The 14,766-nt window shown below is 70.1% G+C and carries 15 protein-coding genes; 9 read left to right on the plus strand and 6 right to left on the minus strand.

The features are described from left to right. Positions 1-232: 232 nt before the first annotated feature. Genes BLT28_RS27600 through BLT28_RS27615 form a run of 4 tightly spaced genes read right to left on the minus strand, consistent with a single transcriptional unit; the run spans position 233 to position 3,639 of the window. Entirely contained in the window at positions 233-856 is a 624-nt protein-coding gene (locus BLT28_RS27600; RefSeq protein ID WP_030429902.1) for a nucleoside/nucleotide kinase family protein, read from the minus strand. Beyond that, entirely contained in the window at positions 853-1,647 is a 795-nt protein-coding gene (locus tag BLT28_RS27605; RefSeq protein ID WP_030429901.1) for an ATP-binding cassette domain-containing protein, read from the minus strand. Before BLT28_RS27605 ends, BLT28_RS27600 begins: the two co-directional genes overlap by 4 nt. Further along, entirely contained in the window at positions 1,644-2,618 is a 975-nt protein-coding gene (locus tag BLT28_RS27610) for an ABC transporter permease (RefSeq protein ID WP_030429900.1), read from the minus strand. Before BLT28_RS27610 ends, BLT28_RS27605 begins: the two co-directional genes overlap by 4 nt. 1 nt (position 2,619) lies before the next feature. Next, positions 2,620-3,639: a substrate-binding domain-containing protein gene (locus tag BLT28_RS27615; protein WP_030429899.1), complete on the minus strand. Its 1,020-nt coding sequence runs from the start codon at positions 3,637-3,639 to the stop codon at positions 2,620-2,622. Between the two features lie 105 nt (positions 3,640-3,744). Between BLT28_RS27615 and BLT28_RS27620 the strand changes: the two genes are divergently transcribed. Together BLT28_RS27620 and BLT28_RS27625 are read left to right on the plus strand one after the other, a co-directional pair. Continuing rightward, positions 3,745-4,746, plus strand: a complete 1,002-nt coding sequence (locus BLT28_RS27620) for a LacI family DNA-binding transcriptional regulator (protein ID WP_030429898.1) — start codon at positions 3,745-3,747, stop codon at positions 4,744-4,746. A gap of 51 nt (positions 4,747-4,797) precedes the next feature. Then, the gene (locus BLT28_RS27625; protein ID WP_030429897.1) at positions 4,798-5,565 is read left to right on the plus strand and encodes a sugar phosphate isomerase/epimerase family protein; all 768 of its coding nucleotides are present in this window, start codon (positions 4,798-4,800) and stop codon (positions 5,563-5,565) included. Here BLT28_RS27625 and BLT28_RS27630 read toward each other — a convergent pair. Continuing rightward, on the minus strand, positions 5,562-6,530 hold the full coding sequence (locus BLT28_RS27630; protein WP_030429896.1) for an alpha/beta hydrolase: 969 nt from the start codon (positions 6,528-6,530) through the stop codon (positions 5,562-5,564). The genes BLT28_RS27625 and BLT28_RS27630 overlap by 4 nt on opposite strands. Positions 6,531-6,957: 427 nt before the next feature. Here BLT28_RS27630 and pdhA point away from each other — a divergent pair, with 427 nt between their 5' ends. From pdhA to BLT28_RS27650, 4 genes are all read left to right on the plus strand, one after another. Further along, a complete protein-coding gene (pdhA, locus tag BLT28_RS27635) occupies positions 6,958-8,187 on the plus strand; it encodes a pyruvate dehydrogenase (acetyl-transferring) E1 component subunit alpha (RefSeq protein WP_030429895.1) in 1,230 nt (409 codons plus the stop codon). After that, positions 8,187-9,209, plus strand: coding sequence for an alpha-ketoacid dehydrogenase subunit beta (locus tag BLT28_RS27640; protein ID WP_030429894.1), 1,023 nt, complete (start codon positions 8,187-8,189; stop codon positions 9,207-9,209). Before pdhA ends, BLT28_RS27640 begins: the two co-directional genes overlap by 1 nt. Before the next feature lie 15 nt (positions 9,210-9,224). Then, positions 9,225-10,637: a dihydrolipoamide acetyltransferase family protein gene (locus BLT28_RS27645; RefSeq protein ID WP_030429893.1), complete on the plus strand. Its 1,413-nt coding sequence runs from the start codon at positions 9,225-9,227 to the stop codon at positions 10,635-10,637. Positions 10,638-10,730: 93 nt separating this feature from the next. After that, positions 10,731-11,810: a serine hydrolase domain-containing protein gene (locus tag BLT28_RS27650; RefSeq protein ID WP_030429892.1), complete on the plus strand. Its 1,080-nt coding sequence runs from the start codon at positions 10,731-10,733 to the stop codon at positions 11,808-11,810. Here the strand turns inward: BLT28_RS27650 and BLT28_RS27655 are convergent. Continuing rightward, positions 11,791-12,120, minus strand: coding sequence for a YnfA family protein (locus tag BLT28_RS27655; RefSeq protein WP_030429891.1), 330 nt, complete (start codon positions 12,118-12,120; stop codon positions 11,791-11,793). The genes BLT28_RS27650 and BLT28_RS27655 overlap by 20 nt on opposite strands. 110 nt (positions 12,121-12,230) lie before the next feature. Between BLT28_RS27655 and BLT28_RS27660 the strand changes: the two genes are divergently transcribed. From BLT28_RS27660 to BLT28_RS27670, 3 genes are all read left to right on the plus strand, one after another. Continuing rightward, complete coding sequence (locus BLT28_RS27660; RefSeq protein WP_030429890.1) at positions 12,231-12,851, plus strand: hypothetical protein; 621 nt, start codon at positions 12,231-12,233, stop codon at positions 12,849-12,851. Positions 12,852-12,968: 117 nt separating this feature from the next. Beyond that, complete coding sequence (gntA, locus tag BLT28_RS27665) at positions 12,969-13,688, plus strand: guanitoxin biosynthesis heme-dependent pre-guanitoxin N-hydroxylase GntA (RefSeq protein ID WP_030429889.1); 720 nt, start codon at positions 12,969-12,971, stop codon at positions 13,686-13,688. Positions 13,689-13,848: 160 nt separating this feature from the next. Then, positions 13,849-14,739, plus strand: coding sequence for an SGNH/GDSL hydrolase family protein (locus BLT28_RS27670; RefSeq protein WP_156050987.1), 891 nt, complete (start codon positions 13,849-13,851; stop codon positions 14,737-14,739). The last annotated feature ends 27 nt before the right edge of the window (positions 14,740-14,766 follow it).

Here is a 14,766-nt window from a genome sequence, read left to right on the forward strand (position 1 = left end):
AGATGAACAAAAGGCATTTCATCAAGGCTATATCAGGAATTCTTGACGTCACTCGAAGAAGCCTGTCATCTTTCGTGAACCAGCCAAGGAAGGACTACCGGAAAGAAGAAATCCATGCGCTCCCAACTCAGGACCGCCTTCCTCGTCCTGCTCGCCATCGCGGCGCTCGGCGCGCTGGCCCTGCCCCCGGCCGGGGCGAACGAGCAGGTCAGCGTCACCTCTCAGCACTGAGCTAGACCACCGACCTTATGCAAAGGTCGGCACGCGACATTGTTTCGGCTACGCGGACCGCATTCGACTGGTCGGACCCGAGCGCACGGTTTTCGGCTTCTTCGTGGGTGCGGCCGTAGCGCTCGTGCCGGGCGACCAGACGGGAAATGCGGAGGTCTTCGTCCGGGGCCAGGAACCAGACCTCGTCCAGCACCTCGCGCAGCCGGTGCCACGGATCGTCGGCCAGCAGCAGGTAGTTCCCCTCGGTGATCACCAGCGGCACCTCGGCCGGGACCGGGACGGCGCAGGCCACCGGCTCCTCGATCTCGCGGCGGAACTCCGGGGCGTAGACCGTCACCCCCGGCTCCGCCCGCCGCAGCCGGACCAGCAGGTCCAGGTAGCCGTGGGCGTCGAAGGTGTCCGGGGCGCCCTTGCGCTCGGCCCGGCCCAGGCGCTCCAGCTCGCGTTGGGCCAGGTGGAAGCCGTCCATGCCGACGAGCACGGCCCGCTCGCCGAGTTCGGCGGCGAGCCGTTCCGCCAGCGTTGACTTGCCCGCCCCCGGCGCCCCCGTGATGCCGAGCAGGCGGCGCCCTCCCGGCACCACCAGCGCCGACGCGCGCTCCAGCAGGTCCGCGAACGCGGTCACCGGTACACCTCGACCAGCTCGCCGTCGTCGGAGAGCGTGAGCGCCCCGGTGATCAGGCCGACCACCTCGTTCATCGTGCGCTCGCGCGGGGAGACCACCCCGACCCGCCTACCCAGCCGGTGCACGTGCACGCGGTCGGCGATCTCGAAGACGTGCGGCATGTTGTGGCTGATCAGCACCACGGGCAGGCCGCGGTCGCGGATGCGCTGGATCAGGTCGAGCACCTTGGCCGACTCCGCGACACCGAGTGCGGCCGTGGGCTCGTCCATGATCACCACGCGGCTGCCGAAGGCCGCGGCGCGGGCCACCGCGATGCCCTGGCGCTGGCCGCCGGAGAGGGTCTCCACGGCCTGCGTCATCGACTTGATCTTGATGTCCAGCTCGCCGAGGATCCTGGCCGCCTCCGCCCGCATCCCCTTCGCGTCGAGCAGCCGGAACACCGAGCCCAGCGGCCCGGACCTGCGGCGCTCCCGGCCGAGGAACACGTTGGTCGCGATGTCCTGGGCGGGCGCGAGCGCGAGGTCCTGGTAGACCGTCTCGATCCCGTGCCTGCGCGCGTCCAGCGGTCCGGAGAACCGCACCGGTTCGCCGTCGACCATGATCTCGCCGTCGTCCGGGACCACCGCCCCGGACAGCGCCTTGATCAGGCTGGACTTGCCGGCCCCGTTGTCGCCGACCACGGCCAGGATCTCGCCGGGCAGCAGGTCGAAGTCGGCGCCGTCGATCGCGGTCACCTTGCCGTAGCGCTTGACCAGGCCGCGCGCCTGGAGCACCGGCACCTGCTCGCTCATCGCTGCTTCCTCCTGGAGAACCGGTCGACCGCGACGGCGACGATCACCAGCACGCCGGTGGCCACGTCCTGGTAGAGGCTGTCGATCCCGGCCTGGGTCAGCCCGGAGCGCAGCACCGCGACGATGAGCGCGCCGACCAGGGTGCCGATCACGCTGCCCCGGCCGCCGAACAGGCTGGTCCCGCCGAGCACCACCGCGGTGATCGAGTCGAGGTTGCCCATCTGGAAGGCGTTCGGGTCGGCGTTGGGCACGCGGCCGAGCGCCTGCCAGGCCGCGATGCCGTAGACCAGCCCGGCGACCACGTAGACGCTGAGCACGGTGCGCCGGACGTTGATGCCGGACAGCCGCGCCGCCTCGGGGTCGTTGCCGACCGCGTAGACGTGCCTGCCCCACGCCGTCTTGGTCAGCGCGTACCAGATGCCGACGAACATCAGCAGTGCCAGGCCCATGCCGACGGTGACCTCGACGTGGCCGAAGAGGTACTGCCGGGTGCCGAGGAACGCCAGCGTGTCGTCGGTGACCGGGTAGCTGCGGCCCTCGGCGTAGATCCGGCTGACCGCGGTGACGATGGTCAGCATGCCGAGCGTGACGATGAACGGCGGCAGGCTCGCGCCGGTGACGATGCCCCCGATCAGCGCGCCGATGGCCACCGCGACCGCGATCCCGGTGACCAGGGCGACGGTGCCGGACACCCCACCGACGACCAGCTTGGCCATCAGCAGGGTGCCCAGCACCGCGGTCGCCGCGTTCGCGAGGTCGATCCCGCCGGTGAGGATCACCAGCGTCTGACCGAGCGCGAGGGTGCCGACCACCAGCGACTGCTGCACGATCAGCGAGAGGTTGTCGCTGTTGAGAAAGGTGTTGGTGGTCAAGGAGAAGACCACGACCGCCGCGACGAGCGCGATGGCCGGGCCCACGGCGGGCGTCCGGAGCACGAACTCCGAGACGCTGCCCTTCGTCTTGGTGCTCACATCATCCCCAGCAGTTCTGCAGGCCCCACGCCGTGTCCTTGGACTCGATGCCCGGGACCGGCTTGTCGGTGATCACCACGGACCCGGTGTTGACGAAGCCGCTGGGCTTCTTGCCGGACTTGGTGAACTCCACCGCGGCCTGCACGCCCTGCTCGGCCATCTTCTTCGGGAACTGCATGACGGTGACGGCGTACTTGCCGTCCTTCACGTCCTGGACTCCTTGACAGCCGCCGTCGATGGAGCCGACGAGCACCTGCGCGGCCCGGCCCCGTGCCGAGAGCGCCGCGTAGCCACCGCGGGCGGCGGGCTCGTTGATCGTGTAAACGGCGTTGACGTCGGTCGCCCGCTGGAGCAGGTTCTCCATCGCCTGCTGGGCCTTGTTCTGGTCGCCGTTGGTCGACTCCCTGCCGACGATCTTCGGGTCGCCCTCGGCGATGCCGATGCCCGCGAGGAAGCCGCGGTGGCGCATCTCGTCGACGGTGCCGCCGGGGGTGCCGTCGAGCATCAGCAGCTTCGGCTCCTTGCCCGCGAGCCCGGCCTTCACGTACGCGCCCTGCGACTTGCCCGCTTCGAGGTTGTCGGTGGCGAAGGTGGCGTCGACCGCGTCCTTCGGCTCGGTCTCGGTGTCCAGGGCGAGCACCAGGATGCCCTTCTCCCTGGCCTTCTTGATCGCGCCGAGGATGCCGGTGGAGTTGCTCGGCGTGATCATGATGGCGTCCACGCCCTGCTGGACGAGGTTCTCCAGCGCGGCCACCTGACCCTCGTTGTCGCCGTCGAACTTGCCCGCGAGGGCGATCAGCTCGGCGCCGTCCTTGATGGCCTGCGCCTTGGCCGCGTCGCGCAGCGCCACGAAGAAGGGGTTGCTGTCGGTCTTCGTGACCAGGCCGATCTTGATCTTGCCGTCGGCGTTGCCCCGCCCGGTGTCCCCGGCCTTCTGGCTGGTGCAGGCGGTGCCCATGAGTGCGATGGCGGCGGCCGTGAGCGCGGCGGCACCGCGGCCGATGGAACCTCGTCGTCCCATTCGCTGTCCTCCTGGATCGGCGGTTGGTGGCGGGGAAGCTAAACCGGCCGCGACCGCGATGCCAAGCGTTTGCGCAAACGCTTGGCATGGGCGCACCCTGGGCGCATGGTCACGATGCGGGACGTCGCGCGGCTGGCCGGGGTCTCGATCACCACCGTCTCCCACGTGGTCAACGGGACCCGGCAGGTGGCCGATGCGACCAGGCAGCGGGTGCTCGACGCCGTCGCGCGCACCGGATACACCGGCAACGCCATCGCCAGGTCGCTGGTCACCGGCGGCACCAGGACGCTCGGCGTGGCGATCTCGCTGGTCGCCAACCCGTACTTCGCCGAGTTGATGCAGGCCATCGAGGGTGAGGCCAGCGCGGCGGGCTTCACCCCGCTGCTGATCGACACCCACGACGAGGCCGACGCCGAACGGGCCGCCGTGCGCACCCTCCGCTCCCGGCGGGTGGACGGCCTGCTGCTGACGCCCTCGCACCGGGCGAGCACGACCGTGCTGCCGGAGCTGCGCCAGCTCGGCGTGCCGGCAGTGCTGGTGGACCGGCTGCCCGCGGACGGGCAGTTCGACCAGGTCGGCCCGGAGAACGTCGGCTCCACCGCAGCCCTCGTCACCCATTTGGCCGAACGTGGACACCGCCGGATCGGGTTGGTCAGCGGCGCGGCCGGACTGACCACCAGCTCCGAGCGGGCGCAGGGCTACCGGCTCGGCCTGCACCGCGCCGGGCTGCCCGCCGACGAGGCGCTGATGATCTCCGGTGAGTCCCGGGTGGGACCGGCCGCCGACGCGCTGCGCGGTCTCGCCGCCCTGCCCGACCCGCCGACCGCCGTGGTCGCCGGGAACAACAACATGCTGGTAGGAGTGCTGCGCGCGGCCCGGGAACTGGGCATCAGGGTCGGTTCGGAGCTCGCCGTCGTCTGCTACGACGAGGTCGAGTGGGCGGAGCTGGTCGACCCGCCGATGACCACCATGGCCCAGCCGATCGCCGAGATCGGGCGCACCGCGGTGCGGATGCTGCTGGCCAGGATCGCCGATCCGGCGCGCCCGCCGAGGACCGTCCGCCTGCCCGCGCGGCTGATGCACCGCCGCTCCTGCGGCTGCACATGATCGAGACGCCGCTAAGGTCCCTGCCTGCGGATCGCTGAGAGAGGAGGGCGAGTGATCATTCCCGGCCTGGTGTCGGTCACCTTCCGGCACCTGGACGTGCCCAGGGTCGTCGAGCTGGTCACCGAGGCGGGTCTGTCCGCCGTGGAGTGGGGCGGCGACGTGCACGTGCCCTCCGGCGACGTGGAGACCGCGGAGCTGGTGCGGGCCCAGTGCGCGAGCGCGGGCATCACCGTCGCCGGGTACGGCTCCTACTACCGCGCCGGCGCCTCCGACCCGTCCGAGGTGGAGCGCGCGCTGCGCACGGCGGTCGCGCTCGGCGCGCCGAGGGTGCGGGTCTGGGCGGGCACCTGGGGCTCCGGGCAGATCGCGCCCGCCAAGCGCGAGGAGGTCGTCTCCGCGCTGCGGCTGTGCGCGCTGGCCGCCGCCGACGAGGGCATCGAGGTCGCGCTGGAGTTCCACCGCAACACGCTCACCGACACCCTGGAGTCCACCAAGCGGCTGCTCGCCGAGATCGACATGCCCAACGTGACCTCCTACTGGCAGCCGCGCGGCGCCCAGGACACCGAGGAGGCCGTCGACGAGGTCCGCGCGCTGCTGCCGAACCTGCCCACGGTGCACGTGTTCTCGTGGGGGGCGGGCTGGGGCGACAACCGGCTCCCGCTCGGCGAGCGCGCCGACCTGTGGGAGGCGGTGCTGCCGGAGCTCGCCGCGGACGGGGTGGACCGGTACGCGCTCCTGGAGTTCGTCCCCGACGACCACCCCGCCGCGTTCCGCCGCGACGCGGGCACGCTCCTCGGCTGGCTGGACCGGCTGCGCTAGACGCCGAGGGCGCCCATCAGCATCGGCAGCGAGTTCTTCAGCTCCCGGCCGTAGTAGGGCCAGGCGTGGGTGCCCTTGCCGTAGAACGAGGTCTGCACCTTGCCGCCGGAGAGCAGCAGCTTCGTGGCGACCAGCTGCGACATGCCCTCGATCGTCTTCTCCTTGACGTCGAAGCCCGCGCCGGGAGCGTCGAGCGGACCGGGTTCGCCGTTGCCCGAGGAGAGGTAGACGGGGATCTTCTTGAGGTTGTCGGTCAGCTCGGCCGGGTTGTGCTCGGCCCAGGTCTTCTCGTCCTTCACCGGGTCGCCCCACAGGCCGTTGGGGTCCAGGCCCTGGCCGATCAGCACGGCCTGCACGCTCGACGGGCCGAGCATGAACAGCTGGGTGTGCACGGTGCCGCTGTAGGAGGCCGCCGCGGCGAACATGCCCGGCCTGCGCCCGGCGTAGGACAGCGCGCCGAACCCGCCCATGGACAGCCCGGCGATCGCGCGCTTCCTGCCGCCGCCGTAGTTCTTCTCCACCAGCGGAAGCACCTCGTCCAGGTGGAAGTCCTCCCACCGCGGGCCGCCGGCCTGCTTCCAGTTGCTGAAGTACCCGGCCTTGCCGCCGATCGGCTGGACGACGATGACCTTGCGCAGTTCGGGGTAGGTCTCGACGTCGGTCTTCTGCACCCAGCTCTCGTGCCCGTCACCGTCGCTCCAGCAGCAGCCGCCGAGCAGCAACAGCACCGGCCAGGTCTTGCCGGGCTGCCTGCCGTCCCAGCCGTCCGGCAGCAGCAGTCGCACGTTGGCCTGCTGGCCGATGGCCTGCGAGTTCACCGTGAGGTCGAGGATGCGCGCGTCGACCCGCTTCTCGGAGACGACGGTGACGGCGGGGGCGGCCGACGCCGGGGCGGCCAGTGCGGCCGGCAGCGCGACCGCTGCCGCCGCGAAGATCGTCAAAAGGCGTCGGATCGGCTTTCGCACGCCCGGTCCTCCTCAAAGTCATTTCGGGAGGACATGCTCTCGATCACCGCCGACGCAGGATAGAGCACGTTAAGTAATTTATTAATCGAATATCTTTACAGTACGCAAAGAACCAACGCCGGACGGGCACACGCGGTTACCGGTCAGTAAGCGCGGGTATCCCATCGGCCGAGCACACGGGCGTGCAAGGCTGGGGCCGAGCCGTGGCACGCAGTGGTGTGAAAAATCGTGGACAAGCTGATACATAAGCCACATGTGGCAGGGCTCACGGATCAAGCCATTGCCGTGTCAGGATGGCGGCAATGCGATCCGTCATCGTCGACGGGGCTGACACCCACCCGATCAGGTGGGCGTTCGCACCCACCGGCGTAGTCGCGCCGTACCGCCACAAGCGGGAGGTGCGGCGTCAACCACGAGGAGAAGACGCATGTCGTCGCCGGACTTCTGGACGCAGCCTCCGGCTACCCCGCCGGACGCGTCCAGCGAGGTAGCCCCCGCTGCGACCGCAGCCCGACCGACCGCGGAGCAGGTCATCGCTGGATTGCGCGCGACCACCGAAGGTGGAGCCGATCTCGTGCAGTTGCTCACCCCGGAAGGTGAGCGCGTGCACCACCCCGAGTTCGACATCGACATCAGCGCCGAGGAGATCCGCGGGCTCTACCGGGACATGGTCCTCGTGCGCAGGGCCGACCGCGAGGGCAACGCGCTGCAGCGCCAGGGCCAGCTCGGCATCTGGGTCCCGCTGCTCGGCCAGGAGGCCGCCCAGATCGGTGCCGGCCGCGCCCTGCGCCCCACCGACATGGCCTTCCCGAGCTACCGCGAGCACGGCGTCGCCTGGTGCCGCGGCATCGACCCGACCGAGATGATGGGCGTGTGGCGGGGCACCGACCACGGCTCGTGGGACCCGCAGGAGAAGCGGTTCCACCCGTACACGATCGTCATCGGCAACCAGTGCCTGAACGCGGCCGGCTACGCCATGGGCCAGAAGTTCGAGGGCAAGGTCGGCGACGACGACGGTGAGGCCACGATCTGCTTCTTCGGCGACGGCGCGACCAGCCAGGGCGACGTGCACGAGGCCATGGTCTGGGGCGCGGTCTACGACGCGCCGCTGGTCTTCTACTGCCAGAACAACCAGTGGGCCATCTCCGAGCCCCTGGAGCGGCAGACCCGCGTCCCGCTCTACCAGCGCGCGCTGGGCTACGGCTTCCGCGGCATCCGGGTCGACGGCAACGACGTGCTGGCCTGCCTCGCGGTCAGCCGCTGGGCGCTGGGCGAGGCCCGGCACGGCAACGGCCCGGTGCTGATCGAGGCCTTCACCTACCGGATGGACTCGCACACCACCTCCGACGACGCCACCCGCTACCGGCACTCCGACGAGCTGGAGGCCTGGAAGCTGAAGGACCCGATCGAGCGGGTCCGGGTCTACCTGATCAAGCAGCAGCTGGCCGACCAGGACTTCTTCGACGGGGTGCAGGCCGAGGCCGACGAGCTGGCGGCGCGACTGCGCGACTACACGATGAACCTGCCGGACCCCGGTCCGGAGCGGATCTTCAGCAACGTCTACGCCGAGGAGCCGGCGACCCTGCGCTCCCAGCGCGAGGAATACCTGGCCTACCTGTCCGGATTCGCCGACACCACTGCTGGAGGTGGGCACTGATGGCCGCGCCGACGATGAACAACGCACCCGGTGCCACCGACCGGCCACCGAGGACGACCACCCTCGGCAAGGCGCTGAACATGGGGCTGCGCGCCGCGATGGAGCGCGACCCGAAGGTCATCGTGATGGGTGAGGACGTCGGCAAGCTCGGCGGCGTCTTCCGGATCACCGACGGCCTGCAGAAGGACTTCGGCGAGCAGCGCGTGCTGGACACCCCGCTGTCGGAGTCCGGCATCATCGGTGCCGCGATCGGCCTGGCCATCCGCGGTTTCCGCCCGGTCGCCGAGATCCAGTTCGACGGCTTCATCTTCCCCGGCTTCGACCAGATCGTCAGCCAGCTGGCGAAGCTGCACTACCGCTCGCAGGGCCGGGTGAAGGTGCCGATCGTGGTGCGCGTGCCCTTCGGCGGCGGCATCGGCGCGGTCGAGCACCACTCCGAGTCGCCGGAGTCCTACTTCGCGCACACCGCGGGTCTGCGCGTGGTCAGCTGCTCCAACCCGGTGGACGCCTACTGGATGATCCAGCAGGCCATCGACTGCGACGACCCGGTGCTGTTCTTCGAGCCCAAGGCGCGCTACTACGAGAAGGCGGAGCTGGACACCTCGCTCACGCCGGAGCCGCTGTTCGCCTCGCGCGTCCTGCGCCGGGGCAGCACGGCCACGCTGGCCACCTACGGCCCGTCGGTCAAGACGTGCATGGCCGCCGCGACCGCCGCTGCCGAGGACGGCATCGACCTGGAGGTCATCGACCTGCGGACGCTCTCGCCGCTGGACCTGGGCCCGGTGTTCGACTCCGTGCGGCGCACCGGCCGCCTGGTGATGGTCACCGAGGCGCCGAGCGAGTCCTCGATCTCCTCCGAGGTCATCGCCCAGGTGCAGAAGGAGTGCTTCTACTCGCTTGAGGCTCCGGTCCTCCGGGTCACCGGCTTCGACACCCCGTACCCGCCGAGCAAGCTCGAGGAGGAGTTCCTCCCCGATCTCGACCGGGTCCTGCACGCCGTCGACCAGTCGCTGTCCTGGTAAGGGAGGAAGTCCTCAATGCCGCAGTACAAGCACTTCCCCCTGCCCGACGTCGGGGAGGGCCTCACCGAGGCCGAGATCCTGAACTGGCACGTCAAGCCGGGTGACGAGGTCACGGTCAACCAGATCATCGTCGAGATCGAGACCGCCAAGGCCGCCGTGGAGCTGCCGTGCCCGTACGCGGGCGTGGTGACCGAGCTGCTGGCCGAGGCGGGGCAGACCCTCGACGTCGGCACCCCGATCATCACCATCGACACCGACCCGAACGGCGCTCCCGCCGCGGCGGCTCCGGCTCCGGCCGCGAGCGAGCCCGCCAAGGCGAGCAACGGCTCCGGCAAGATCGGCGAGGAGCTGCCGGACGGCCGGATCGCCACGCTGGTCGGCTACGGCCCGCGTTCGACGACGGCCAAGCGCCGCCCGCGCAAGGGCGAAGCCAAGCCCGCTCCGGCTCCCGAGCCGGTCGCGGTGGCGGCCCAGCCGGTGCCGCAGCCGGTCGTCGCGCCGTTCTCGCCGGAGCCGATCACCCCGTCGGTCGCCCAGCTGCCCCCGCCCGCGACGGACTGGGTCCCGCTGGCCAAGCCGCCGGTGCGCAAGCTGGCCAAGGACCTCGGCGTCGACCTGCGCGAGCTGAGCGGCTCCGGTCCGGACGGCGTGATCACCCGCGAGGACGTCTCGCTGGCCGCCTCGGGCCCGGCTCCGGTGGCGGCGGCCGCCGTGGCCGCTCCCGCGGGCTCCCGCGAGCGGCGCGTGCCGATCAAGGGCGTCCGCAAGGCCACCGCCCAGGCGATGGTGGACAGCGCGTTCACCGCCCCGCACGTCACCGAGTTCCTGACCATCGACGTCACGCCGATGATGGAGCTGCGGGCGCGGTTGAAGAACACGCCGGAGTTCCGCGACGTGAAGCTGACCCCGCTGGCCTTCGCGGCCAAGGCGGTCTGCCTCGCCGCCCGGCGCACCCCGGACGTGAACGCGACCTGGGACGCGGCGAGCAACGAGATCGTCTACAAGGACTACGTGCACCTGGGCATCGCCGCGGCGACCCCGCGCGGGCTCGTGGTGCCCAAGGTCCGCGACGCGGACGCGATGTCGCTGCGCGAGCTGTGCGTCGCACTCGACGAGCTGACCACGACCGCGCGCAACGGCAAGACCTCGCCCGCGGACATGCTCAACGGCACGTTCACCATCACCAACATCGGCGTCTTCGGCATCGACACCGGAACGCCGATCATCAACCCCGGTGAGTCCGCGATCCTCGCCTTCGGCGCGATCCGGGACATGCCGTGGGTGGTGGACGGCCAGGTCGTGCCGCGCAAGGTCTGCCAGCTCGCGCTGAGCTTCGACCACCGCGTCGTCGACGGTCAGCAGGGTTCGCAGTTCCTCGCCGACGTCGGCGCGCTGATGGCCGACCCGTCGGTGGCGATCACGTACTGACAGCTGTGGTTGTGCGAAGCGCCTCCGTTCCCGCGGGGGCGCTTCGTCTTGTGCTGAGAAGGCTGCCAAGTACGCGTCCCTACGCTGCGCCGCATGCACCTCATCGGAGTCGTTCTGGTCGGCGTGCTCACCGTTTCCCCTGTCGCACCGACGAATCCGGGCTTGCAGGCGAGCCTCGACGAGATGACGAAGAACGGCGCTCCCGGGGTCGTCGCCCAGCTCCGCGACGGTGGCCGCACGTGGACCGGCCGCAGCGGGGTCGGCGATCTCGACCGCGGGACACCGGTTCCCCTCAACGCGCGGTTCCGGGCGGGCAGCGTCACGAAGAGCCTGGTCGCGGCGGTCGTGCTGCAACTGGTCGGCGAGGGACGGCTCGGGTTGGACCAGCCGGTGCTGGACGACATCACCGTGCGGGCGCTGCTGAACAACACCAGCGGACTGCCCGACTACCTCTCCGATCCGGTGTTCGCCGATCCCCGCGTCTACGGCAAGCGCACGTTCACCCCCGACGAACTGATCGAGATCGCCTTGCGGCACAAGCGAGGCACGGGGTGGAAGTACTCCAACACCAACTACGTCGTGCTCGGCCGGTTGGTGGAGCGGACGACCGGGGAGCCGCTCGGCGAGGAGCTGGCGCGGCGGGTGCTGCGACCCGCCGGGATGCGGTCGACCTTCCTCCCGGCCACGTTCCCGCGCATTCCCGGACCGCACGCGACGGGCTACTACCTGCACGGCGACATCACGCACAACCCCGACCCACAGCCACAATTGCAGCCGTTGACGGAGATCAACCCGTCGTTCGCGTGGGCCGCGTACGGCCTGGTCTCCACCACCGACGACCTGCAGCGGTTCTACGACGCGCTGCTGTCCGGGAAGCTGCTGCCCGCCGCGCTGCTCAAGGAGATGCAGCAGACCGTTCCGACCGGCAACCCCGCCTTTCCCGGCTACGGACTGGGATTGGAGCGGGTCGACCTGACGTGCGGGGCGGCGTGGGGGCACACCGGGTCGATCCCGGGCTACATGACCTTCGCCTTCGCCAGGGAGGACGGGCGGCGGCAGTTCACCTTCTCGATCAACGCCCAGGTGCTCGACCGGTCGTCCGGGCGGTTCCTCGCGCCGGGCTTCGCCGCGCTGGAGAAGGCGTTGTGCCCGGTCAGCGCGGGCCGTACATGATCACCGCGACCCCGGCGAGGCAGATCAGCGCGCCGACGACGTCCCAGCGGTCCGGCCGGAAGCCGTCGGCGACCATGCCCCAGACCAGCGATCCGGCGACGAACACCCCGCCGTAGGCCGCGAGCACCCGGCCGAAGTTCGCGTCCGGCTGGAGGGTCGCCGCGAAGCCGTACACGCCGAGCGCCAGCACACCGCCGCCGATCCACAGCCAGCCGCGGTGCTCGCGCACCCCCTGCCAGATCAGCCAGGCGCCGCCGATCTCGGTCAGGGCGGAGAGCCCGAAGAGGACGGCCGACCGCAGGAAACCCATCCGGAAATTTTAGGCGCGTCCTTGCTGACCTGGGCTTTTGCCCCTGGGAGTGTCAGACCCCTTCCGTAGTGTTCCCGGTGTTGGGTCTCCGCTGGTCAAGGAGGTACGGGATGGAGCAGCACATCCCCACTTCGCTCTGGATCGACTACAACAACGCGCCAGGACCCGAGAAGGCGCAGCGCGTGCGCAGGCACCGCCACATGCACGAGAGCCGGAACGTGTGGGCGATCCGGTACAACCTGGAACTGCTCGACGCCATCCAGGCGGGACGGCGGTCCGGGGACGACCTGTCCGAGCTGATCGCCGCGATCGACAACGCCCACCCGAAGAAGCGGCGCAGCTACGAGGAGAACGCCGAGGGCTGGTGCAGCCTCACCGAGGACTGGAAGCCCGCGCTGACCGACGTCGGCATCGGTGAGTGCGTCTTCGACGACGTGCGGGTGCGCGTCCGGCCGCACCTCGGCCTGGTGGACGGCAAGCACAGTTACGCGACCTACCTGTGGCTCAAGGACGAGCCGCTGACCGAAGCCGCGGCGTGTTCGGTGCTGCGGCTGATGCAGCTGGAGATGCCCGCGATCCTGCCCGGCGGCAGGCCCCTGGTGATCGACGTCCGCCGGTCGCGGTTGATGCACCTGCCGCGCAAGCGCCAGTGGCGGGATTTCGACGAGTGGCTGGCCAGGGAGGCGGCGGCCTACGGCGAGTACTGGAACGCGGCACCCGTGGCCGCCTAGCCCCCGGGGTCCCGTGGCCCTGGGGGTGGTCACGGGACCCCGCTCTCGGTCGCCGATCGCTGGTCGTTTCCCCAGACTTGGGGGCTTGACCAGCGAAGACGGTGTTTGACTCGGCCCATGTCCACTCCTCGAGGCGAGGTCCGCGCCGAACTGGACCGGTTCCTGCACAGCACGGAGTTCAGCTGCCTCGGGGCCCGCGCGGCCTTCAAGCGCGGATCGCTCACCCACCGGCACTACCCGGTGCTGGGCGGGGCGGAGTCGGCGCGGCAGCACCACGAAGATCTTCTCGATTACGCACTCGCGTTGCCCGGAAAGCTGTCCGGCACGAGCTTCCTCACGTTCGTCGCCACCTTCGACGGGCCCGGTCCGATGGACGAGCTGGAATTCGAGCGCACGCTCTGGCGGCACCTCCAGCTCGTCCACGACATCGACAGCCCCGACCACGGCGTGCAGCCCGGGGCGTCCGCCGATCCGACGCAGCCGAACTTCGGTTTCCACGTCGGCGGGCACGCCTTCTTCGTCGCGGCAATGCACCCCGGATCGTCACGGGCCAGCCGCCGATTTCCCCGGCCCGCCCTGGCGATCACGTCGAACCAGCAGTTCATGGCGCTGGGTGAGAAGTTCGTCTCCCTGCAGGAACGGATCCGGGCGCGCGAGATGGCGAACAACGGCTCGATCAACCCGAGCTTCACGCACTACGAGTACGCGCAGCCGGCACGACACTTCTCCGGGCGCCTCACCGAACCGGACTGGCAGTGTCCGTTCCGTTTCCGAAATCACACCGAGGGTCAGGCAACCTCGGACCCTGAAACCTATTACGGTGACGCTTCGCTCTGACTTGAAACCCGACTCGCTACTGTTCCGGTGTCCGCATACTCTTCACCGGAGATGGCGCTCAGATCAATCTTCGATCAAGCCACCGTGTCATTTCCTCAGTTTTGTCACGCCGTGTCGCGGGCCGAGGACGGCCGACGCGCACCTTGACCGTGGAGCAACGTTGAAGAAGAGCACTGTCACGGCTGCCGTCATGGCCGCCGCGTTCACCGCGTGCGGCCTCGGCGCCGCCGCTTCCGCCTCCCCCTCCGCGGGCGCTCCGCTGAACGTGGTCGCGATGGGCGACTCGACCGCTTCGGGCACCGGGGCCGGGTACTACCACCGCGGCACCCACGGCACCTGCTGGCGCAGCTCCAACTCCTACTCCGAGGTCGCCGTGGCGAAGCTGCGCGCCGAGGGCCGGAAGGTCGAGTACACCAGTGTCGCGTGCAGCGGGGCCTCCATCGACGACGTCCGCACCACCTTCAAGGGGCAGCCCTCGCAGCTGGACGTGCTGAAGCCGAACACCAACGTGGTGCTGCTGACCCTGGGCGCCAACGACATCAACTACGTCGAGTTCGGCGGCCTGTGCATGCAGGGCGACTGCTCGAAGGCGGCGGGCCCCGTCCTGGAGAAGCTGCCCGCGATGGCCAAGAACCTGGCCAAGCTCATCGGTGAGATCAAGGCCAAGAGCCCCAAGGCCAAGGTCGTCGTGGTCGGCTACGGCCGTCAGCTCACCAACGGCGCCAACGGGGCCGCGGCCGCCGACCCGATCTGCGACGCCTCCGTGTTCTCCGCCGAGGAGCGCACCGAGGGCAGCAAGATCGTCACCAGCCTGGACCTGACGCTGCGCGCCACCGCCAAGCTCACCGGCTCCGCGTTCGTCAGCCCGCTGGCCGATTCGGTCAACCCGACCAAGGAGTTCGCCGGGCACTCGCAGTGCGACGCGGCCGCGCCGTACTACCGCGGCTTCGACGCCCTGGCGCCGGGCCAGGAGGGCCAGGAGGCCGTGCTGCACCTGAACAAGGACGGCCAGGCCGCGCTCGGCGGGCTCGTCGCCGCGAAGCTGCGCTAGCGGGGAACGGGCGGCGGATCCCGACCT

This window comes from Allokutzneria albata (assembly GCF_900103775.1).
Classification (GTDB): domain Bacteria; phylum Actinomycetota; class Actinomycetes; order Mycobacteriales; family Pseudonocardiaceae; genus Allokutzneria; species Allokutzneria albata.

Bases quoted from the DNA above. Each gene is read 5' to 3' on its own strand.
- BLT28_RS27605 (WP_030429901.1), bottom strand. From the start codon at position 1,647: ATGAGCGAGCAGGTGCCGGTGCTCCAGGCGCGCGGCCTGGTCAAGCGC.
- BLT28_RS27615 (WP_030429899.1), bottom strand. From the start codon at position 3,639: ATGGGACGACGAGGTTCCATCGGCCGCGGTGCCGCCGCGCTCACGGCC.
- BLT28_RS27620 (WP_030429898.1), top strand. From the start codon at position 3,745: ATGGTCACGATGCGGGACGTCGCGCGGCTGGCCGGGGTCTCGATCACC.
- pdhA (WP_030429895.1), top strand. From the start codon at position 6,958: ATGTCGTCGCCGGACTTCTGGACGCAGCCTCCGGCTACCCCGCCGGAC.
- BLT28_RS27640 (WP_030429894.1), top strand. From the start codon at position 8,187: ATGGCCGCGCCGACGATGAACAACGCACCCGGTGCCACCGACCGGCCA.
- BLT28_RS27645 (WP_030429893.1), top strand. From the start codon at position 9,225: ATGCCGCAGTACAAGCACTTCCCCCTGCCCGACGTCGGGGAGGGCCTC.
- BLT28_RS27650 (WP_030429892.1), top strand. From the start codon at position 10,731: ATGCACCTCATCGGAGTCGTTCTGGTCGGCGTGCTCACCGTTTCCCCT.
- BLT28_RS27655 (WP_030429891.1), bottom strand. From the start codon at position 12,120: ATGGGTTTCCTGCGGTCGGCCGTCCTCTTCGGGCTCTCCGCCCTGACC.
- BLT28_RS27660 (WP_030429890.1), top strand. From the start codon at position 12,231: ATGGAGCAGCACATCCCCACTTCGCTCTGGATCGACTACAACAACGCG.
- gntA (WP_030429889.1), top strand. From the start codon at position 12,969: ATGTCCACTCCTCGAGGCGAGGTCCGCGCCGAACTGGACCGGTTCCTG.